The sequence below is a fragment of the Mycobacterium sp. SMC-14 genome (genome assembly GCF_046250075.1).
In the GTDB taxonomy this organism is placed as follows: Bacteria; Actinomycetota; Actinomycetes; order Mycobacteriales; family Mycobacteriaceae; genus Mycobacterium.
This window is the reverse complement of sequence record NZ_CP176429.1, coordinates 3,736,552-3,756,197: the sequence shown is the minus strand read 5'-3', so window position 1 is coordinate 3,756,197 and position 19,646 is coordinate 3,736,552. Positions and strand designations below refer to the sequence as shown.

General features: G+C 67.1%; 19 protein-coding genes. 8 read left to right on the top strand and 11 right to left on the bottom strand.

Annotation, left to right across the window (positions count from 1 at the left end; translation table 11 throughout):
- Window positions 1–65 precede the first annotated feature (65 nt).
- The 4 genes from ACKY0W_RS17840 to ACKY0W_RS17825 form a co-directional block, all read right to left on the bottom strand.
- Window positions 66–1,295, bottom strand: a complete 1,230-nt coding sequence (locus tag ACKY0W_RS17840) for an amidohydrolase family protein (protein ID WP_409435151.1) — start codon at window positions 1,293–1,295, stop codon at window positions 66–68.
- A 15-nt stretch (window positions 1,296–1,310) separates the two neighbouring features.
- The gene (locus tag ACKY0W_RS17835; RefSeq protein ID WP_409435150.1) at window positions 1,311–2,459 is read right to left on the bottom strand and encodes a thiolase family protein; all 1,149 of its coding nucleotides are present in this window, start codon (window positions 2,457–2,459) and stop codon (window positions 1,311–1,313) included.
- Window positions 2,456–2,887, bottom strand: a complete 432-nt coding sequence (locus ACKY0W_RS17830; protein ID WP_409435149.1) for a Zn-ribbon domain-containing OB-fold protein — start codon at window positions 2,885–2,887, stop codon at window positions 2,456–2,458. Before ACKY0W_RS17830 ends, ACKY0W_RS17835 begins: the two co-directional genes overlap by 4 nt.
- 75 nt (window positions 2,888–2,962) lie before the next feature.
- On the bottom strand, window positions 2,963–4,234 hold the full coding sequence (locus ACKY0W_RS17825; protein WP_409437837.1) for a CaiB/BaiF CoA transferase family protein: 1,272 nt from the start codon (window positions 4,232–4,234) through the stop codon (window positions 2,963–2,965).
- Window positions 4,235–4,338: 104 nt separating this feature from the next.
- On the opposite strand from ACKY0W_RS17825, the gene ACKY0W_RS17820 reads away from it, so the two are divergent.
- Window positions 4,339–5,874, top strand: coding sequence for an aldehyde dehydrogenase family protein (locus ACKY0W_RS17820; protein WP_409435148.1), 1,536 nt, complete (start codon window positions 4,339–4,341; stop codon window positions 5,872–5,874).
- Between the two features lie 4 nt (window positions 5,875–5,878).
- Here the strand turns inward: ACKY0W_RS17820 and ACKY0W_RS17815 are convergent, their stop codons facing one another.
- From ACKY0W_RS17815 to ACKY0W_RS17805, 3 genes are all read right to left on the bottom strand, one after another.
- Window positions 5,879–7,096 carry a cytochrome P450 gene (locus ACKY0W_RS17815; RefSeq protein ID WP_409435147.1) on the bottom strand — a complete coding sequence of 406 codons (1,218 nt, stop codon included), beginning with the start codon at window positions 7,094–7,096 and terminating at the stop codon, window positions 5,879–5,881.
- Window positions 7,097–7,170: 74 nt separating this feature from the next.
- A complete protein-coding gene (locus tag ACKY0W_RS17810) occupies window positions 7,171–8,451 on the bottom strand; it encodes a cytochrome P450 (RefSeq protein ID WP_409435146.1) in 1,281 nt (426 codons plus the stop codon).
- 23 nt (window positions 8,452–8,474) lie between these two features.
- Window positions 8,475–9,260, bottom strand: a complete 786-nt coding sequence (locus ACKY0W_RS17805; RefSeq protein WP_409435145.1) for an SDR family oxidoreductase — start codon at window positions 9,258–9,260, stop codon at window positions 8,475–8,477.
- 125 nt (window positions 9,261–9,385) lie between these two features.
- Between ACKY0W_RS17805 and ACKY0W_RS17800 the strand changes: the two genes are divergently transcribed.
- Window positions 9,386–10,204: an NAD(P)-dependent oxidoreductase gene (locus ACKY0W_RS17800; RefSeq protein ID WP_409435144.1), complete on the top strand. Its 819-nt coding sequence runs from the start codon at window positions 9,386–9,388 to the stop codon at window positions 10,202–10,204.
- Between the two features lie 17 nt (window positions 10,205–10,221).
- Window positions 10,222–11,649: an aldehyde dehydrogenase family protein gene (locus ACKY0W_RS17795; RefSeq protein ID WP_409437836.1), complete on the top strand. Its 1,428-nt coding sequence runs from the start codon at window positions 10,222–10,224 to the stop codon at window positions 11,647–11,649.
- Between the two features lie 5 nt (window positions 11,650–11,654).
- Here ACKY0W_RS17795 and ACKY0W_RS17790 read toward each other — a convergent pair whose 3' ends face one another.
- Genes ACKY0W_RS17790 through ACKY0W_RS17780 form a run of 3 tightly spaced genes read right to left on the bottom strand, consistent with a single transcriptional unit; the run spans window position 11,655 to window position 14,898 of the window.
- Window positions 11,655–13,304: an acyl-CoA synthetase gene (locus tag ACKY0W_RS17790; protein WP_409435143.1), complete on the bottom strand. Its 1,650-nt coding sequence runs from the start codon at window positions 13,302–13,304 to the stop codon at window positions 11,655–11,657.
- A complete protein-coding gene (locus ACKY0W_RS17785; RefSeq protein WP_409435142.1) occupies window positions 13,292–13,909 on the bottom strand; it encodes a cysteine hydrolase in 618 nt (205 codons plus the stop codon). The genes ACKY0W_RS17790 and ACKY0W_RS17785 overlap by 13 nt, the downstream gene beginning before the upstream one ends.
- Entirely contained in the window at window positions 13,906–14,898 is a 993-nt protein-coding gene (locus tag ACKY0W_RS17780) for an aromatic ring-hydroxylating oxygenase subunit alpha (RefSeq protein ID WP_409435141.1), read from the bottom strand. Before ACKY0W_RS17780 ends, ACKY0W_RS17785 begins: the two co-directional genes overlap by 4 nt.
- A gap of 81 nt (window positions 14,899–14,979) precedes the next feature.
- On the opposite strand from ACKY0W_RS17780, the gene ACKY0W_RS17775 reads away from it, so the two are divergent.
- Window positions 14,980–16,032, top strand: coding sequence for a TIGR03857 family LLM class F420-dependent oxidoreductase (locus tag ACKY0W_RS17775; protein ID WP_409435140.1), 1,053 nt, complete (start codon window positions 14,980–14,982; stop codon window positions 16,030–16,032).
- A 3-nt stretch (window positions 16,033–16,035) separates the two neighbouring features.
- Here the strand turns inward: ACKY0W_RS17775 and mftR are convergent, their stop codons facing one another.
- Window positions 16,036–16,632 carry a mycofactocin system transcriptional regulator gene (gene mftR / locus ACKY0W_RS17770; protein ID WP_409435139.1) on the bottom strand — a complete coding sequence of 199 codons (597 nt, stop codon included), beginning with the start codon at window positions 16,630–16,632 and terminating at the stop codon, window positions 16,036–16,038.
- Between the two features lie 105 nt (window positions 16,633–16,737).
- Between mftR and mftA the strand changes: the two genes are divergently transcribed.
- The 4 genes from mftA to mftD are packed head-to-tail and all read left to right on the top strand — an operon-like array spanning window position 16,738 to window position 19,542.
- A complete protein-coding gene (gene mftA, locus ACKY0W_RS17765) occupies window positions 16,738–16,863 on the top strand; it encodes a mycofactocin precursor MftA (protein WP_409435138.1) in 126 nt (41 codons plus the stop codon).
- 2 nt (window positions 16,864–16,865) lie between these two features.
- The gene (gene mftB, locus ACKY0W_RS17760; RefSeq protein WP_409437835.1) at window positions 16,866–17,171 is read left to right on the top strand and encodes a mycofactocin biosynthesis chaperone MftB; all 306 of its coding nucleotides are present in this window, start codon (window positions 16,866–16,868) and stop codon (window positions 17,169–17,171) included.
- Window positions 17,168–18,349, top strand: coding sequence for a mycofactocin radical SAM maturase (mftC, locus tag ACKY0W_RS17755; RefSeq protein WP_409435137.1), 1,182 nt, complete (start codon window positions 17,168–17,170; stop codon window positions 18,347–18,349). The genes mftB and mftC overlap by 4 nt, the downstream gene beginning before the upstream one ends.
- Before the next feature lie 2 nt (window positions 18,350–18,351).
- On the top strand, window positions 18,352–19,542 hold the full coding sequence (gene mftD / locus ACKY0W_RS17750) for a pre-mycofactocin synthase MftD (RefSeq protein ID WP_409435136.1): 1,191 nt from the start codon (window positions 18,352–18,354) through the stop codon (window positions 19,540–19,542).
- The last annotated feature ends 104 nt before the right edge of the window (window positions 19,543–19,646 follow it).

Sequence of the window (19,646 nt, the reverse complement as noted above, 5' to 3'; positions counted from 1 at the left end):
CGCGTTGACTCTGCGGTCAGGGCGGCGAAATGCGGTGTGTCGCGGCCCTGACCGCAGAGTCAACGTCAGGCGTCGGCGAGCGCCGGTGGCTTGAGTGCCGCCGGATCCGGGTTCGCGATGGGGCGCCCCATGAACCGGCGGGCGTTGTCGCCCATGAAGTCATAGGTGCGCCGAACGTCCATCCCCTCGGCGTATTTCCAGAATCCCTTCGGCTCGGCCAGTCCCTCGGGATGCGGATAGTCCGATCCGAACAGCACCTTGTCCCAGCCGACGGTGTCCACCACGTCGGAGACGGCGCCCTCCCAGAACGGGCTGACCCAGATGTTGCGCCGGAACACCTCGTGCGGATGCTCCGGGAAGTTCTGCGGCATCTTCTTGTAGAGGTCGCCGAAGTCGTGAAACAGCGGCCCGATCCAGGAGCTGCCGTTCTCCACGCTGGCGATGCGCAGCTTGGGGAAGCGGGTCAGGGTGCCGTGGCAGATCAGCGCGGTGATCATGTCGGCGATCTCGCGGTGCCCCAGCACCATCCAGCGGAAGGCGCTTTGCGTCATGAAGTTCTGCGTGTACGGCGGCTCCCACCGGCCAACGTAGTCGTCGAGCGGCGGGAAGCTGGCGTGCAGCACGATGGGCAGACCGGCGGCCTGCACGTCACGCCAGAACGGGTCGAACTCCGGCAGCGCCGGAGAGCGCCAACCGCGGATGCCGTTGACCGGGCCAGGTTTGACGAGCGCTACCGCTGCGCCCTGGTCCAGGATGTACTCCAGTTCCCGCTGGGCGCCCTCGACCTCGGACAGATTGATGATCGGCGTGGAGAACACCCGGCCGTCGTAGTCGTAGGACCAGTGCTCGGCCATCCACTGGTTCAGCGCGTGAATGATGGCCAGCGTGAGCTCCGGGTCGTCGGCGCTGGAATGCTCGACCAGGCTGGCCAACGTGGGGTAGTTCAACGCTTCGGTGACGCCCTGGCGGTCCAACTCGGCGACCCGGTCCGCGGGGTTGCGGGTTGCCGACGGCGCCTCGATCGCCCTGCCCTGCATCTCGCGCAGGGTCAGTCCCTCGGTGTTCTCCCCGGCGAAGAACTTCTCGTGTGCACCCGGCGGGGCGACCCGCTCGAAGGTGGGATTGGGGATGAAGTCGCTGACCTTGCCGTTGATGATGATCCGGGTCTGGTGGCCGATCTGGGCGAATTGCACCGCCCGCGAGTACTTCTCCGGCAGGTACTTGGTCAGTGCCTCGGGGGTTTCGTACATGTGTTGGTCGGCATCGAAGATCGGCGCGTCACGGAACTGGCTCATGATTGCTCCCGGTCGCTAGGTGGTCAGGATGGTTGCCGCGGCGGTGCCCGGCGCGCCGTAGAGCTGAGCGAATCCCACCTTCGGGCCCCCGGGCACCTGACGGTCACCGGCTTCGCCGCGCAGCTGGCGGACCAGCTCGTGGATCTGGCGCAGTCCTGACGCGCCGATCGGCTCACCGTTGGCGATCAGCCCGCCGTCGGTGTTGATCGGCAGTGACCCGGTGATCTCGGTCGCGCCGTCGGCCAGCAGCTTCTCCTGGTCGCCGTCGGCGCAGAAGCCGCACTCGGCCATATGGATGATCTCGGCGCCGGCGTCGGTGTCCTGCAACTGGATGACGTCGACATCTTCGGGTGCGACACCGGCCTTTTCGAAGGCGGCGCGGGCGGCGTACACCGTGGGTGCCACGTCTTCGGTCACCGGAGCGAAGGTGGTGTTCACCTCGTAGGCGCCGTAGCGCCGCGTGCGGACCTCCACCGCGCGCAGGTACACCGGCTTGTCGGTATAGCGGTGCGCGATGTCGGCGCGGCACATCACCACCGCCGCCGCGCCCTCATCCGGTGCGCAGAACATGTACTGGGTCAGCGGATAGTTCAGCATCGCCGAGCCCAGGATCTCCTCCTCGGAGATCGGCTTACGCCGGAACGCATTCGGGTTCAGCACGCCGTTGCGGAAGTTCTTCGCCGCGACCTTGGCCAACGTCTGCTGGGAGATGCCGTGATCGTGTAGGTAGCGATTGGCCTTCATGCCGAAGAACTGGGTGGTCAGGTATTGGCCGTTCTCGGCGTACCAGCGCGGCATCCCCACCAGGGCCGGGTCTTCGGTGAACGCGCCGCGCGGGTGTTTGTCCAGGCCGACGGCGATGCCGATGTCGTAGTCGCCCAGCCGGATGCCGTCCGCGCAGACCTTGGCTGCGCTGGCCGCGGTGGCGCACGCGTTGAACACGTTGGTGAACGGGATGCCCGACAGCCCGACCATCCCGACGATGGCGTCCGGGTTGGCCACCGTCCAGCTGCCACCGGTCGCGGCCCCGATGTCTTTCCAGTCCACGCCGGCGTCGGCCACGGCGGCGAAGATCGCCTCGACCCCCATCGCCATCGCGGACTTGCCCTCGAATCGGCCGAACGGGTGCAGGCCGACACCGATGATCGCTACGTCATGAGTCATGGGATCGCGGTCTCCGATACCGGCCGAAAGGCGAAGGTGATGACCTCGGTGCCGTCGGCATCGGAGGTGAACGGCACCATGACCAACTCCACCGGCATCCCGAACTCCAGCTTGTCGGGGTCGTTCTCGGTGAGGCGCCCTTCGACCCGGATGACGTCGCCGAGCTGCACCAGCCCGACACCGAACGGCACGAAATCGTTACCGGTCGGGCCCAGATACGGTGCCCCGGGTGGAAAGCCCTGGGTGGTCCAGGCCACCAGGGTGCCGGCCCGCGGCAGCAGCTCCTGGCTCATCTGATCGCCGCTGCAGCTAGGACAGTGCGGCTGGGCCGGGAACACCGTGGCGTCACAGGCGCCGCATCGGTTGCCGATCAGCTGCGGGTTCGCCTCCGGCCATGTCGAAATATCGGGTGCTAGAGCTTTCTGCATCGGTCCTCCGTTGACTCTGCGTTGGTGGCGGAAAAGGTCGAGTAGGCAGCACCGTGGCCGCAGACTCAACGATGGTTAGGCGATATCGCCCGATTCTTTGAGCTTTTCGATACGGTCCCAATCCATCCCGAGCTCCATCAGCACGATCTCGGTGTGCTCGGAGGCCTGTGGAGCACGCGTGGTCTCCAGCGGCTCGTGGTTGAACTGAACCGGGCCGCGGACCACCTTGAACGGCGGTCCGCCGTCACCGGGTTCGACCTCGGCGATCATGTCGTTGGCGATGGCCTGCTCGTCGGAGCCCAGGTCGACCAGGCTTTGGAACGGCGCCCACTGACCCTTCATGGTCTTGAGGTGTTGGCGCCAGTATTCGAAGGGCTTGGCGCCGATCGCGGCGACGATCAGTGCGCCGGCCGCTTCGGCGTTCTGCATCAGCGGCAGGACCTCGGCGAAGCGCGGGTCGTCGGCGGCCTCGGGAATCCCCAGATGCTCAAAGGTGTCTCGGATGTAGCCGGTCGGGCTGACGATGCACAGGTTGATGGTGCCGCCGTCGGAGGTCGTGTAGTTGCCCAGGAACGGGTTCGCCGGTGAGCCACTCGATTTGTGCGGCGGTCCCAGCTTCGCCTCTCCTTCGTCGAGTCTCGCTGAACCGCCGGATTCGGGCATCATCGCCCGCATCGCCTCGCCGGTGTCCATGCCCTGCGTCACGCTGGCTCCGGCCGCCCACCATGCGGTGGACAGCAATGACACGTCGACCTCAAGCGCCTCGCCGGTGCGTTCGCGGTGTAGCAGCGCGGCGGCGATCCCGCCGGCGATGTTCATCCCGCCGATTGAGTCGCCGAACGCGGGGATGCCCTGGGACAGCGGCGCCCCGAGTTCCTCGGGACTCAGCGCGTGGCCTACCCCGCTGCGGGTCCAGAACGCGGTGCCGTCGAAGCCGCCGATGTCGCGTTCGGGCCCCTTGTCGCCGTAGGCACTGCCGCGGGCGTAGACGATGTTGGGATTCGCGGCGCGGATGTGCTCGACGTCGAACTTGTTCTTCTGCCGCGCGCGCGGCAGATAGTTCGTCAAGAACACGTCCGCCGTTGCTGCCAGTTCGTAAAGGACCTGCTGCCCACCGGAAGTCGATACGTCGATGCCGACGCTGCGCTTGCCCCGATTGGGGTGCTCGATCAGCGGATGCCGGTCGGGGTTGAGCTCGAAACCGCCCATCCGGATGAACCCGCGCTGGGCGTCACCACGCACCGGGTGCTCGACCTTGATCACGTCGGCGCCCCAGTCGGCAAGGATCGCGCCGGCCGCGGGTACGAAGGTGAACTGCGCGACTTCCAGCACCCGGAAGCCGTCCATGACTTTGATCAACTCAGCGCGCTCCTGCCGCCGTGTGAACCCCTCGAGAACCAATTGAAGTATTCTACTGTAATGGTTACGGTTGGGCATCCGAAAGGGGCGAGGTGAGCGACATCGGACGGCAGACCAGCAGCGTTGAGATCGGCGAACTGGCTGCGGCCGCGGCCGAGTCGCGCCTGCTGATCGACGGCAAACTGGTGGCAGCGGCGTCGGGTGCGGAGTTCGACAACCTCAGCCCGGCCACCGGACGGCTGTTGGGGACTACCGCGGCCGCCGATCGCAGCGACATGCGGCAGGCGATCGGTGCGGCCCGGCGCGCGTTCGATGACACTGATTGGTCGACCAACCGCGAACTGCGCAAGCGCTGCCTGGCGCAACTGCAGTCGGCGCTGGAGGTCGAGAAGGAAGAGCTGCGCACTGAGCTGATCGCGGAAGTGGGCTGCCCGGTGATGACGACCCAACTGGCGCAGCTGGATTGGCCGCTCGCAGATGGGCTGCGCTACCCGGGACGGTTGATCGACGAATTCGACTGGGAGCGGCTACTCGACGGCGGGGGACTGTTCGGCGACCGCAACGTCCGCACCGTCGTCAAGGAGCCCGTCGGTGTGGTTGCGGCGATCACGCCGTCCAACTTTCCCATCGAGGTGATCCTCAACAAGCTGGGGCCGGCCTTGGCGGCCGGCAACACCGTGGTGCTCAAGCCCGACCCGAACACCCCGTGGAACGCCACCCGGTTGGGGCGCCTGGTCGCCGAGCACACCGACATCCCGGCCGGGGTGGTCAATGTGGTGCCCACGCCGTCCAACGAGGTTGCCGGACTGCTGGGCACCGACCCTCGGGTCGACATGATCTCCTTCACCGGATCGACCACGGTCGGCAAGCTGCTGGCCCGCAACGGCGCCGACACCATGAAGCGCACCTTCCTGGAGCTGGGCGGAAAGTCGGCGCTGATCGTGCTGGATGATGCCGACCCGGCCAAGGTGATCCCCGGTGCGGTAGGGGTGTGCGTGCACGCTGGGCAGGCCTGCGCGGCCACCACCCGGATGCTGGTGCACGCCAGTATGTTCGACGAGTTGGTTGCCGCGGTCACCGCGGCCTTCGCGGCCGTCACCGTGGGCGACCCGGCGCTGCCGCGAACCCTGGTCGGCCCGCTGATCAGCGCCGCGCAGAAGCAGCGGGTACTCGACGCCTACGCGCAGGCCCGCCGTGACGGGGCCGAGATCACCACCGGCGGAGGCGAAGTCGACGGCCTGCCGGATGAGCTGGCGGGCGGACACTACGTGCAGCCGACGGTGATCGTGGGGGTCGACAACGGCGCCGCCATCGCGAGGGAGGAGGTGTTCGGGCCGGTGCTGGTGATGCTGCCGTTCGGCGACGATGACGAGGCGGTGCGGATCGCCAACGACAGCGCCTACGGGCTGGCCGGCGCCGTGGTTTCGGCATCGAACGAGCGGGCACTGGCTGTGGCTCGCCGGATCCGGACCGGCGCGGTCGGCGTCAACGGCGGCATGTACTACGGAGCCGACGCGCCGTTCGGCGGCTACAAGAGCAGCGGCTGGGGCCGGCAGTGCGGGATCGAGGGGTTCGCGCAGTACTTGGAGACCAAGACGATCGGCTACCGCAAGCCCCGGGGGGCGTGAGTCATCAGCCCCGCTGGGCGGTGAACGTCACCGGCAGCGACCGCGGGGAGCGAAACGGCTGCCCGTAGATATGCGGATTACCGTCGGTGACCAGGGTGATCTCGCCGAGGCGTTCCAGCAGGCATTCCATCGCGACCCGCATCTCCATGCGGGCCAGATGCAGGCCCATGCAGGTGTGCTCGCCTGCGGCGAACGTGATGTGCGGAATCCACTTGCGGAAGATGTCGAATTCCTCCGGCCGCTCCCACCGGGCCTCGTCGCGGTTGGCGGAACCGATGCAGACATCGACGACCGCGCCGGCGGGGACTTCGACGCCGGCCACCTCGGTGACGCGGATGGCGGTGCGCTGCACCGTGGTCAGCGGCGTCTCGTAGCGCAGCCCCTCCTCGATCGCGGCGCCGATCAGATCGTGGTCGGCGCGCACCGCCGCGAACTGTTCGGGATGGGTGAGCAGCAGATACAGCAGGTTGCTGGTGGCCCGGTAGGTGGTCTCCAAGCCGGCCGGCAGCAGCAGGCGTAGAAACGAGAAGATCGCTTCGTCGGTGAGCTTTTCGCCATCGACGTCCGCGGTGACCAGGTCGCCGATGATGTCTTCGGTCGGCTGGGACTTGCGTTTGGCCATCTGGGCCAGGAAGTAGTCCTTCAATTCCGCTGAAGCGGCAAACGCCCGCTCGTAGTTGACGGTGTAGCTGATCAGCTCGATCGCCCGCTGGCGGAACCAGGGCAGGTCCTCTTCGGGCAGGCCCAGCAGCTTGGCGATGACCCGGGTGGGGAACTCGAAGGTGAATCCGGACACCAGATCGGCGGTACCGCCGCCGATGAACTCGTCGATCAGGGCGTTGCAGACCGGCCGGACCACCTCCGGCTCCCAGTGCACCAGTGATTTCCTTTTGAAGGCCGCCGAGACCAGATTGCGATGCTTGCGGTGCGGCTCGCCCTCCATCGCCAGGATCGTCGGTCCGATGAACAGCCCGATGGTGACGTCGTAGATGTGCGAGTTGAAGGAATCAGCCTCGCGGAAGACCTGATTCACGGCCTCGAAAGAGACCGCGGCGAATTGGGTCTTGGGCCGAAGCGATGCTGGGGTCTTGGAGTAGTCCATGACCGTTCCGGGGAAGACCCCGAGTCCTTCTCGCTTGCTCCGGAAGTACGGATAGGGGTCCTTCAGGTAGTCGGCCGGCTTGTCGAGTGCGGCAGCGATGTCGTCAACCTGACTCTCCACGGCTGATCTCCCGTCGGGTGTATCTACATACTGTAATGATTACAGTAAATGACTAAGCGAGTATTGCGCCAGCGTCAGGCCAGGCTGATCGGCATCCGCTTGATGCCGTGCACGAAGGTGCTCTGCAGGTACTCCGGCTCGCCGATCCTGACTTCCGGCAGCCGGGTGAGCAGCTCGTAGAACAGGTGACGCAGCTCCATCCTCGCGACATGGGTGCCCAGGCAGTAGTGCGCGCCGCCGCCGCCGAAGCCCAGGTGCGGGTTGGTAGCGCGGGTGAGGTCGAACTCATGCGGCCGGTCGAACACCGACTCGTCGCGATTGGCCGAGCAGTAGTACAGCGCCACCTTCTCGCCGGCCTTGACCTCGGTCCCGGCGACCTCGGTGTCCACCACCGCGTGACGGGCGAAGGCGAGTACCGGTGTCGCCCATCGCACGAACTCCTCGACCGCCCCGCCGATCCGATTGTCGTAGTCCGCCAACAGCCAGGCGCGCTGCTCAGGATGTTCGACCAGGGCCTTGAAGGCGTGCGTGGTGGCCTGTTTGGTGGTGTCGTTGCCCGCAGAGCCCAGCAGCACCATGAATGAGCCGAGCTCGGAATCGGTGAGGCGGTGGCCGTCGACTTCGGCATTGACCAACTCGGTCATCAGGTCATCGTGCGGTTCGACGCGGCGGCGCTGTGCCAGCTCGACGCCGGAGCCGGCCAGCACGCCCAGCTGCGTCATGACGTGCACGGCCCGCTCCTCCAGTGAGGCGTACTCGTCGTCGCTGCCACTGAACAGGCATTCGGCGGCGTAGGCCACCTTCTGCTGGTCGGCCGGGTCGATGCCGATCATGTCGGAGACGGTGCGCATCGGTAGTTGGCCGGAACAGCTTGCGACGAAGTCGATCTGGTCGCCGGTGCGCAACTGGGTCAACAGGTCGTCGACGATGCTGCGGGAGTTGGCCTTGATCTGATCCTCGATGCGCCGAACCTGCCGCGGGGTGAATCCCGAACTGATGAGCTTGCGGTACCGAGTGTGGTCGGGTGGGTCCATCGCCAGGAAGAACGTCATGTTGCGCTGGATCTCGGCCGGCATCGGGTCGACGCTGACGCCTTCGCTGGAACAGAATAGCTCTTCATGCTGGCTGATGAACTTGACGTCGGCATGCCGGGTTGCCGCCCAGTATCCGGTCTCCTGGTGGGGGAACACCGCGTCTATGGGCCGGTGCCAGGTCAGCCCCGGTTCGCCCCGCAGCGTCGCGAACGTCTCGTCCCGGGTCCGGAAGTCCTTGCCCCAAAAGTCGGTTTCGGAGATGTCCAGGCGATGGTAGGGGTGCGGCGATACCGGTGTGGTCGGTGACGAATCCAGTGTCATGGTTTCCTCTCGGGGCGTTGGCCCTACGCGGTGATGGGTGTGCCGGCGGCGATCGAGGTGATGAACCCGCCGTCGACGAGAACGTCCTGGCCGGTGATCCATCCGGCGGCGGGGGAACCCAGGAAGTCGATCACCGGCACGATGTCGTCGACGCCGGCATGCCGGCCGACGGTGGCGCGTACGGTGTCGAGCAGCTGTTTGCCCATCGACTGCTCGAAGTCGGGCAGGATCGGCGTTTCGACCGGGCCCGGGCTCACCGTGTTGATCCGTACGCCGTACTCGGCGTGGGCCGTCGCGGCTCGCCGCTTGGCGTACAGGATCATCGCCTGCTTGGAGGTGCTGTAGACCGGGTAGGCCGGGTCCTGGCCGGCCTGCCAGCGCAGGACGGCCTGCGCGTCCGTCGCTTCGAGTAGGTCGTTGAGCACTCCGATGCGCTGCTCCCACCCGAGTGCCGCCGTCGATGCCACCGCGACCACCGACCCGCCGCGACGAAGCCGCGGTAGCAGGCCCTCGGTCATCAGGCGCATCCCCAGGTAATTGACCGTCAGCACATCGGCAGCCGATGCGGTGCCCGGTATGCCGGCGACGTGGGCCAGTAGGTCCCAGCCGTCGCCGATTCCGGCGGCGAACTCAGCGATGGCTGTCGGATCCCGCAGGTCGCAGTAGGCGTGTTGCGACGCCGGCGTGTGGTGGGCGCGCACGTCGACGGCGAGAACGAAATCTCCGCGCTCGAAGAAGTGCGCGGCGGTGGCGGCGCCGATTCCAGACCCCGCGCCCACGACCACGACCTTGCGCTGCGGGTTGGTCATCCTCGCCAGCCTTCTGGTGTACCCGAAAAGTCGACAGTAAGCACGACTGTAACTAATTCGGCGCGTGCGGACAATGCTACGGTTGCCCTTACCGGATAGCCGAAAGCTGCCTTGAGGAGCCGAGAATGAGCGCAACGGGCCAGGTCGTCGGGTTCGTGGGAGCCGGCAAGATGGGCGAACCGATGGTCGCGCGCCTGGTCGCCGCCGGCTATCGCGTGCAGGTGTACGCGCGCCGGCCCGAGGTGCGCCAGAGGCTCGCGGACACCGGTGCCGTGCCGGTCGAGTCGGTCGCCGCGACTGCCCGCAATGCCGGCGTCGTGATCAGCTGTCTGTTCTCCGACGCCCAACTGCTCGATGTCGCCACCGGCCCCGACGGCCTGCTTGCCCATACCGACTCCAGCACAGTGCTGGTGTCCCACACCACCGGGACGGTGAGCACCTTGACCACATTGGCGGCGGAGTTTCCGCACGGCCCGGTGCTGGTGGACGCTCCGGTGAGCGGCGGCGCTCATGACATCGAGGCCGGCAAGCTGACCGTGCTGCTCGGCGGCCCCGACGAAGCGGTCGCCCGCGCGCAGCCGGTGCTGGCTTCCTATGCCGATCCGGTGATCACTACCGGGAGTCTGGGCACCGCGCTCAACCTCAAACTGATCAACAACGTGCTGTTCGCCGCCAATGCGCAACTGGTCGCCGCCGCGGTCGAGCTGGGCAAGAGCCTCGGAGTGCGCGACACCAGCCTGTTCGAGGCGCTGTCGCAATGCAGTGGCGGCAGCCGGGCCGCGGGGTACGTGCAGTCGGCCGGTGGTGTGGAGAGCTTCGCCAAAGTCGTTGCACCCTTTATGCGCAAGGATGTGGCGGCCTGCATTGAGGCCGCCGCAGACCGTGGCGTCGAACTGGGCCAGTTGCGGACCGTGGCCGAAAACGGGCCACTGGACCTGTCGTGACGGCCGAGCTGGCAAATCTGCTGGAGAAGCAGCGGCGGTCCTTCGTGGCCGACGGGCCGCCGGGTGTCGCGGTCCGGCGTAGCCGCATCGACCGATTGCTCGCGATGGTGCTGGAAAACGTCGACGCCTTCACCGAGGCGATGGCGCAAGATTTCGGCACCCGGTCGAGAGCGGCCTCACTGGCCACCGAGATGATTGGCATCGTCCCCGTGGTCGAGCACACCAGATCGCATGTCCGACAATGGATGCGACCGGGCAAGTTGTTGCGTGCGGCCCGGCTGGTCGGGTTGCGTGCCGAGGTGCAGCCCAGTCCACTCGGCGTGGTGGGAATCATCGGGCCGTGGAACTTCCCGCTGCAACTGGTGGTGGTGCCGGCGGCGGCGGCTTTCGCGGCGGGCAACCGGGTGATGGTCAAGATGTCCGAGATCACGTCGTGCACCGCCGATCTGATGGCACAGCTGGCGCCGAAGTACTTCGAGGAGAGCGAGTTCGCCGTCGTCACCGGCGGTGCTGAGGTGGCGGCCGCGTTCGCCGGTCTGCCGTTCGATCACGTCTTCTTCACCGGTTCGCCGTCGGTGGGTGCACTGGTTCAGCGCGCCGCCGCGGACAACTTGGTCCCAGTGACCTTGGAACTGGGCGGGAAGAATCCCGTCGTGGTGGCGCCCGGCGCCGATATCGCGCGATCGGCGAAGCGGATCGCGTCGGCCCGCATGGTCAACGGCGGTCAGGTCTGCGTGTGTCCGGACTATGTTCTGGTGCCCGAGCGCGACATCGACGCATTCGTCGATGCGGCCCGGCAGACGTTGCGGGACATGTTCCCGACGATCCTGACCAATGGCGACTACTGCTCAAGTGTCAACGAAGCCAACTTCGACCGGGTGCTGGCTCTGATCGACGACGCGCGCGACCGCGGCGCCGTGGTGGAGGCCGTCGCGCCGGACGGGGAGGCGCTGCCGGATCGTGCGTCCCGCAAGATCGCCCCCACCCTGGTGCGTGGCGTCGATGCGACCATGCGGATCGCCGACGAGGAGATCTTCGGTCCGGTGCTGATGGTGCAGGGCTATGGCACCCTCGATGAAGCGATCGCGACGATCAACGCACGCCCCGCTCCGCTGGTCGCCTACTGGTTCGGTCCCGGCGGCAAGAGCTTTCGGGACTTCGTGCAGCGCACCAGAAGCGGTGGAGTGGCCCGCAACGATTTTGCGGCACAGATGATTCCGTCGGGGGCACCGTTCGGCGGGGTGGGCCGCAGCGGCATGGGCGCCTACCACGGCAAGGCGGGCTTTGACGCGTTCAGCCACTACCGGACCGTGGTGGGCTCCGACCTGCCGTTCAGCATGACCGGCAGTGCGGCGCCGCCGTTTCGGCCCGCGATGCGCTTCTACGCCGATGCGATGCTGCGCTCGGCGCTTGGCCGGACTCGTCGCCGGATCAAACGCGGCTGACGACGCTAGCCCTGCTCGGCCTGTTCGCGCGCCCACCGGTAGTCGGCCTTGCCCGCCGGGCTGCGCACGATCGTCGACCGGAACACGACTGCCTTGGGCAGCTTGTAGCGGGCCAGCGACCCGCCGGCATGCTCGATGAGTTCGGCGGCCGTCACGGCGGCACCGTCGGCGAGGGCCACCACGGCCACCACCTCCTGGCCCCAGCGTTCACTGGGCCGGCCCGCGACCACCACGTCGACGACACTCGGATGTGAGGCGAGGGCCGTCTCGACTTCCTCGGCGAAGATCTTCTCCCCACCGGAGTTGATCGTCACCGAATCCCGGCCGAGCAGCTCGATCGATCCGTCGTCCAGGTGCCGGGCCCGGTCGCCGGGGACCGCGAAGCGTGCTCCATCGATCACCGGGAAGGTGGCCGCGGTCTTGGTTGCATCGCCCTTGTAGCCCAACGGGACATAGCCGCGCTGGCCGAGCCAGCCCAGGCCGTCGTGCCCGGGTTGCAGCACGGCCCCGAGGTCTTCGGCCACCACGCAGGTGTCCGGTCCGCCGGCGAACGTTCCGGTGGACACGGCACCCGATGTCGACATGTGACGCATCTGGGCGCCGGTCTCCGAGGAACCGACACCGTCGATCACCATCGCGCCGGGCAGGGTCTCGACGATCTGCTGCTTGACGTACGGCGTCAACAGGGCGCCGCCGTTGGCCACCACCAGCAGTGACGATACGTCGGCGGTGCCGTTGCGGATCGCGTCCAGTAGCGGCCGGGCCATCGCATCGCCGACCACGGTCACCGACAGCACTTTCTCGCGCTCAATGGCGCGTACCACGTCGTCGGCGTCGAAATGGTCCACAACCGAAGGGAAGACCAGGGTTTGGCCGGTGTTGATCGCGGTCATCACCGCCCACTGGGCGGCGCCGTGGATCAGCGGCGGCAGGATCATCAGCCTGATGCCCGGGTTCTCCCGAGCCGGCCCCACGATGTCGTCGATGGAGCTGACCTCTTCGGCGGTCATCAGGTTGCGGCCGCCGAACGAGCCCATGAAGATGTCGTGCTGACGCCAGAGCACGCCCTTGGGCATCCCGGTGGTGCCACCGGTGTAGAGCACATACAGATCGTCGGGCGAGGGTTGCACCGGAGGCGGCTCCGGCGAGCTCTCCGCCAGCACCGTCTCGTAGTCGACCGCCCCGTCGAGCAGGGTGTTGCCGGAGTCGTCAGCGATCTGGATGAGCACTTTGAGTTGCGGCAGGTCGGGCAGCACTTCGGCCAAGGTGGGGGCGAACGCGGCGTGATACACCAGCGCGGTGGCGCCGGAATCCGCCAGCAGGTACGCCAATTCCTTGCGCACGTAGCGGTAGTTGACGTTGAACGGTGCCACCCGGGCCCGGAAGCTGCCCAGCAGGGTCTCGACGAACTCGTTGCCATTGTAGGCGTAGATGCCCAACAAGTCCTGGCCGGTCTCGTGCGCAGACAGATCCGACCGGGGCGTGTGGCACCCCAGCCCGCGCGAGTGCAGGTAGGACGCCAGCCGGTTGGACCGCTCGAGGATCTGGGCATAGGTGTAGCGCCGGTCGCCCTGGACGATCATGTCGCGGTCGGGGATCGCCGCGGCCACCGCGTCGGTGACCTCGGGCACGGTGAACTGGGTCAGGGGTGCCACGTGTCCATCAGCTCCTGTGTGGTGGTGATCGTCGCCAGCAGCGACAACGTGTTGTCGATGATGGCAGCACCGTACTCGGCCGGGACACCGGCCACCGCGTCGCGGGGCACCACCACGTGGTAAGCGGCGTTGACCGCGTCCATGACCAGGTTCGGGATGGCCACGTTCAGCGAGACCCCCACCGCGACAACGGTGGATATGCCCAGGTTGCGCAGGACTGCATCCAGATCGGTTCCGCCCATCGGCCCGAGGCCGTGACAGCGGCTGAGCACCAGGTCATACGGTTCCGGCCCGAACTCGGGTAGCAGGGTGGCGCCGGCGCTGCCCGGATCGATGCGCACCGCGCGGCGGCCGGCGGCGAACAGCCGCGCGTTGTGGTTCGAACCCAGGCCGTCCGGGCGACGGTGCACCAGGCAGTGCACCACCGCAACGCCGGCCGACCGCGCTGCCGGCAGCAGCCGGCCGATGTTGGGCAGCGCCTCACGGCGCGCCTCGTCGGCTAGGGCCGCCAAGCCGGCGTCGGGTCCCACCACCGCGCCCTGCAGCTCCTGGGTGATGAGTGCGGTGTGCTGGGGCGCCACTAATTCCGCCAGTGTGGCGGTCATGCCGGCACATCGTAGAACTGTGTCGCCCACTTTCGCAGTGTCATAAACGGTTTCGCGTCGACCTTGGACAGCGCCGGATTCTGGATGTAGCGCTGGTAGCGCCAGATGCCCAGATCGTCTTCGACGGTAGTCAGGAATTGCTTCTCGACACGCGCCCGGACGTCGTCCGGCGGCGCGTCGGAGTCGTCGCCGGGAACCCTCGGCCACCAGATCGAATAGAACAGGTCCGAGCGGCCCTCGTCGACCGGGGTGCAGGTGAAGATCAGCCGGTGCTGCTGCACGCCCTCGAAGATGCTGATCGCCCCGCCGAGCCCGAACAGGTGACTGTGGAAGCGCAACGCCATCTGTTCCGGGTCAGCCGCGCGCTCGTCGGGAAAGCCGGCGACGAAGTGCCATTCCTGGCCGGCCATCTCCCAGTCGAGCAGTCTGGGCGTCACCGTCGCGTGGTGTACGTACTGGAAATGTGCGCTGTCAGCGGCATTTTCGGCGACGATCTGTGGATGGACCGGTTCGCCCTCCAGACGTCGGGAGAATTCCGGGTAGGCCCGGTAGTAGTCCTGCGGGCCGGCGGTGAATTGGGGAAACTTGCCGAAGATGTCGGGCATCTCCCAGTGGGGTTCGGCGCCGTCGGGGTGGTGCCATGCGAACACGCAGCCGTGCTGCTCGCGGACCGGGTAGACCCGCAGGCGCAACGCTTTGTTCGGCCGGTCCGGCTGATAGGGGATGAATTTGTTGCAGCCGTCGGGTCCCCACTGCCAGCCGTGGAAGGGGCACTCGACGCGATCTTCGACCACCGTGCCGCCGTGGCCCAGGTGGGCGCCCATGTGCTTGCAGTGCGCCTCCATCACGTGCAGTTCACCGCCGGCGTCCCGGTAGGCGACCAGGTCCTCGCCGAAGTAGTGCAGGGCCCGGGTCTCTCCGGTGGTGAACTCCGGTGACCAGCCGATCATGAACCAGCCGGTGACCTTCCAGGTGAACGGAACCTTCATCGCATTTCCTCCCGCGGCGTCCAACTGAATACCGTACCGTAAACCCATCGATAGATATATCGGCAGGAATGGAGCGTGGTCATGGTCGGGTCCGATCGGATTCTCGACGAACTGGGCTACTACCTGCTGGCCGGCGCCGGCGGGGAGGGCCCGGCCGTGCTGATGGATGAAGCCCGCCGTGGCGAGGAACTCGGGTTCGGGACCGCGTTCATCTCCGAACGCTGGAACGTCAAGGAGGCGTCGTCGCTGGTCGGGGCGGCGTGCGCGGTCACAGACCGGATGCAGATCGCCACCGCGGCAACCAATCACAACACCCGCCATCCGTTGATCACCGCGTCATGGGCCACCACCATGCACCGACTGTCCGGGGGACGGTTCACCCTGGGCATCGGCCGCGGCGTGGCTGCCATGTACGCCGCGTTCGGGATCCCGAACGTCACCACCGCGCAGATGGCCGACTTCGCGCAGGTGATGCGCCGACTCTGGAAAGGCGAGGTGATCTTGGGCCACGACGGGCCGATCGGCCGCTATCAGGTGCTGTTCTTGGACCCGGACTTCCGAGAAGACATCCGGCTGGCGCTGGTGGCATTCGGGCCCAAGACCCTCGAGCTGGGCGGCGCATTGTTCGACGACGTCATTCTGCACACCTACTTCACCCCGGAGACCTTGCAGCGCAGTGTGAAAACGGTGAAGGACGCCGCGGAACGAGCCGGCCGCGACCCGGCGAGCGTGCGGGTGTGGTCGTGTTTCGCCACCGTGGGCGATCACCTGCCCGAAGAGTTGCGGCTGAAAAAGACCGTGGCGCGGCTGGCTACCTACCTACAGGGCTATGGCGATCTGCTGGTGCGCACCAATAACTGGGACCCGGCGGTGCTGCAACGCTTCCGCGAAGACCCGGTGGTGACCTCGATCCCGGGCGGTATCGACCACAAGGCCACCGCCGAGCAGATCGAGCACATCGCGACGTTGATCCCCGGCGAGTGGCTGGAACCGGCGGCCACCGGACCGGCGCGGTGCTGCGCGGAGCGTATCCGCGAGGAGTTCGACTACGGCGCCGACGCGGTGATCCTGCACGGGGCCACCCCTGACGAGCTGGAGCCGGTGGTCACCGCCTACCGCGACGTCGTGGGGTGAGCGTCAGTCCAGGCCGCCGCGGATCGCGTCGAACGCCGCACCGAGAACCTGGGGCAGCACCAGCGACTCATCTCCCAGCCAGCGTTCGTAGGCGCTGAGCGCCACCCCCAGCATCATCCACGCCACCGTCTGCGGCCGCAGGTCGTCGGGGTCCAGGCCCGCGCGGCGCGCCACGAACTCCGCGATGACGTTGCGCCATCCGGCGTACATCGTCATCGAGTACGCCTGCAGCTCATCGGTCTGCAGGATCACCCGCATCCGCCGGCGATGGCGCGCCGTCTCACTCGCGCCGAAAGTGTTGAACGCCAAGAGTGCCGCGCGTAGCGCATCGCCGAGAGGTGCGGCCGGGTCGATGCCGTCCAGGGTTTCGCGCAGTTGTTGCAGGTGTGCGTCGAAGTCGCCCCACGGGATGGCGTTCTTCGAGGCGTAGTACCGGAATACCGTGCGCCGGCCGATGCCGGCGGCCTGCGCCACGTCGTCGACGCTCACCTCGCCGAATCCGCGGGCGGCGAACAGGTCGATGGCCACGTCGGTGATGTGCTGCGGGGTGGTGGAGCGCCGCCTCCCGGCGCGGGGGTGCGGATTCGGTGTACCGCCCATCTGACAGCCCCACTTCCTTTACGGCACTCGATGCCATATTCTGTCCGAGATTGTGACCGACACGACAGTCCGTTGTCGAACCCGAACGTGAGAAAGGCCCGCGTCATGGACCAGAACCAAAAGATTGATAGCGCTGCCGGAGCCGCTTCGTCGGCGACATCGAACTCAGAGATCGTCACCGAGACCCTGGTCGAAGAGGTGTCCATCGACGGCATGTGCGGCGTCTACTGACCATGCCGGACGTCGCCGTGGAGTCGGAGGCAACGGTGTTCGACCCCGACCGCGGCTGGGAGCTGCACCCGCAGGTGGCGCTCCGTCCGGAGCCGTTTGGTGCGCTGCTGTACCACTTCGGCACCCGTAAGTTGTCGTTTCTGAAGAACCGCACCATCGTCGAGGTGGTGCGGTCTCTGCCGGAGCACGACGATGTCCGATCCGCCTGCCGCGCAGCCGGAGTCGACGACGCCGACCAGGGTCCGTACCTACACGCGCTGCGCGTGTTGGCGGATTCGAAGATGCTGATGCCCAGGGAGGGCCAATGACATCCGTGGCACCGGTGCCCCGGCTGATCGAACAATTCGAGCACGGGCTTGACGCTCCGATCTGCCTGACGTGGGAACTGACCTACGCCTGCAACCTGGCGTGCGTGCACTGCCTGTCCTCGTCGGGCAAGCGCGATCCCCGCGAGCTGTCCACGCAGCAATGCAAGGACATCATCGACGAGCTGGAACGCATGCAGGTGTTCTACGTCAACATCGGTGGCGGGGAACCCACTGTGCGCTCGGACTTTTGGGAGCTGGTGGACTACGCGACCGAGCACCACGTCGGGGTGAAGTTCTCTACCAACGGTCTGCGGATCACCCCCGAGGTGGCGGCCAAGCTGGCGGCCAGCGACTACGTCGACGTCCAGATCTCCCTGGACGGTGCCACCGCCGAGGTCAACGACCCGATCCGTGGCCCCGGCTCGTTCGACATGGCGATCCGCGCGCTGGAGAACCTGGCCGCGGCCGGATTCTCCGATGCCAAGATCTCGGTGGTTGCGACCCGCCACAACATCGACCAGCTCGACGACTTCGCCGCGCTGGCCAGCCGCTACGGAGCCACGCTACGGATCACCCGACTGCGGCCGTCGGGGCGCGGCGCCGACGTGTGGGACGACCTGCACCCGACCGCCGACCAGCAGGTCCAGCTCTATGACTGGCTGGTGGCCAACGGGGAACGCGTGCTGACCGGCGACTCCTTCTTCCACCTGTCCGGCCTGGGCGCGCCCGGCGCGCTGGCCGGACTGAACATGTGTGGTGCCGGACGGGTGGTGTGCCTGATCGACCCCGTCGGCGATGTCTACGCCTGCCCCTTCGCTATCCACGACCGCTTCCTGGCTGGAAACGTGCTGTCCGACGGCGGTTTCGACAACGTATGGAAGAACGCCCCGCTGTTTCGTGAACTGCGTGAGCCGCAGTCCGCGGGGGCGTGTGGAAGCTGCGACCACTACGACAGCTGCCGGGGCGGCTGCATGGCCGCCAAGTTCTTCACCGGCCTGCCGCTGGACGGCCCCGATCCGGAATGCGTCCAGGGCTACGGCGCTCCCGCGCTGGCCGCCGATCGGACCAAGCCCCGTCCGGCCGCGGACCACTCCCGCGGCAAGCCGATCACCACTGTGGTGCCGTTGACGCTGTCCATGCGTCCGCCGGCCCGCCTCTGCAATGAAAGTCCAATCTGATCATGGCTCGTGATGTCTGGTTCGAAACCGTTGCTATTGCCCAGGAGCGAGCCAAGAAGCGGCTCCCGAAGTCCGCGTACTCCTCGCTGATCTCGGCCAGTGAAAAGGGCCTGACGGTCAGCGACAACGTGGCGGCGTTCAGCGAACTGGGATTCGCGCCGCACGTGGTGGGTGCTCCCGCCAGCCGCGAACTGTCGACAACGGTTATGGGGCAAGAGATCTCGATGCCGGTGATGATCTCGCCGACCGGTGTGCAGGCAGTCGACCCGGACGGCGAGGTTGCCGTCGCGCGAGCGGCGGCGGCGCGCGGCACCGCCATGGGCCTGTCGTCGTTTGCCAGCAAGCCGATGGAAGAGGTCATCGCCGCCAACCCCAAGACCTTCTTCCAGATCTACTGGCTGGGGGGACGCGACGCCATCGCCGAGCGGGCGGAGCGCGCCCGGGCAGCCGGGGCCGTCGGGATGATCGCGACCACCGACTGGAGCTTCTCGCACGGGCGGGACTGGGGCAGCCCCACCATCCCGGAGAAGATGGACCTCAAGACCATGGTCAAGATGATGCCTGAGGCTCTCACCAGGCCCGGATGGTTCCTGCGGTGGGCCAAGACCCTGCGTCCGCCGAGCCTGCGGGTGCCCAACCAGGCAGGCCGCGGCGAGGCCGGTCCGCCGTTCTTCCAGGCCTATGGGGAATGGATGGGCACCCCACCGCCCACCTGGGAAGACATCGCCTGGCTGCGTGAGCTGTGGGGCGGGCCGTTCATGCTCAAGGGCGTGATGCGGGTAGACGACGCGAAACGGGCTGTGGATGCCGGTGTTTCGGCGATATCGGTCTCCAACCACGGTGGTAACAACCTGGACGGCACGCCCGCGGCGATCCGGGCCCTGCCTGCCATCGCCGAAGCGGTGGGCGACCAGATCGAGGTGTTGCTGGACGGTGGCATCCGGCGGGGCAGCGACGTCGTCAAGGCAGTGGCGCTGGGAGCGCGTGCGGTGATGATCGGCCGGGCCTACCTGTGGGGGCTGGGCGCCGCCGGACAGCCCGGGGTGGAGAACGTCTTGGACATCCTCCGGGGCGGCATCGACTCGGCCCTGATGGGCCTCGGCCGGGCGTCGGTGCACGACCTGTCGGCGGACGACATTCTGATTCCGGCCGGTTTCACCCGGGCGCTCGGCGTGCCCGCCGCCGAGGTCTAGTCGGAAGGCGCAGGTCCGCCACTGGTCGGGCCGGCGCGCCCACCTGCTAAATCAGCGTCAGTTCTGATACGCCCGTGGCGGACGGGACGGACGTGATCACGGGA

Bases quoted from the DNA above. Each gene is read 5' to 3' on its own strand.
- ACKY0W_RS17840 (WP_409435151.1), bottom strand. From the start codon at position 1,295: ATGAGCCAGTTCCGTGACGCGCCGATCTTCGATGCCGACCAACACATG.
- ACKY0W_RS17835 (WP_409435150.1), bottom strand. From the start codon at position 2,459: ATGACTCATGACGTAGCGATCATCGGTGTCGGCCTGCACCCGTTCGGC.
- ACKY0W_RS17830 (WP_409435149.1), bottom strand. From the start codon at position 2,887: ATGCAGAAAGCTCTAGCACCCGATATTTCGACATGGCCGGAGGCGAAC.
- ACKY0W_RS17825 (WP_409437837.1), bottom strand. From the start codon at position 4,234: ATGGACGGCTTCCGGGTGCTGGAAGTCGCGCAGTTCACCTTCGTACCC.
- ACKY0W_RS17810 (WP_409435146.1), bottom strand. From the start codon at position 8,451: ATGACACTGGATTCGTCACCGACCACACCGGTATCGCCGCACCCCTAC.
- ACKY0W_RS17805 (WP_409435145.1), bottom strand. From the start codon at position 9,260: ATGACCAACCCGCAGCGCAAGGTCGTGGTCGTGGGCGCGGGGTCTGGA.
- ACKY0W_RS17800 (WP_409435144.1), top strand. From the start codon at position 9,386: ATGAGCGCAACGGGCCAGGTCGTCGGGTTCGTGGGAGCCGGCAAGATG.
- ACKY0W_RS17785 (WP_409435142.1), bottom strand. From the start codon at position 13,909: ATGACCGCCACACTGGCGGAATTAGTGGCGCCCCAGCACACCGCACTC.
- ACKY0W_RS17780 (WP_409435141.1), bottom strand. From the start codon at position 14,898: ATGAAGGTTCCGTTCACCTGGAAGGTCACCGGCTGGTTCATGATCGGC.
- ACKY0W_RS17775 (WP_409435140.1), top strand. From the start codon at position 14,980: ATGGTCGGGTCCGATCGGATTCTCGACGAACTGGGCTACTACCTGCTG.
- mftR (WP_409435139.1), bottom strand. From the start codon at position 16,632: ATGGGCGGTACACCGAATCCGCACCCCCGCGCCGGGAGGCGGCGCTCC.
- mftA (WP_409435138.1), top strand. From the start codon at position 16,738: ATGGACCAGAACCAAAAGATTGATAGCGCTGCCGGAGCCGCTTCGTCG.
- mftB (WP_409437835.1), top strand. From the start codon at position 16,866: ATGCCGGACGTCGCCGTGGAGTCGGAGGCAACGGTGTTCGACCCCGAC.
- mftC (WP_409435137.1), top strand. From the start codon at position 17,168: ATGACATCCGTGGCACCGGTGCCCCGGCTGATCGAACAATTCGAGCAC.
- mftD (WP_409435136.1), top strand. From the start codon at position 18,352: ATGGCTCGTGATGTCTGGTTCGAAACCGTTGCTATTGCCCAGGAGCGA.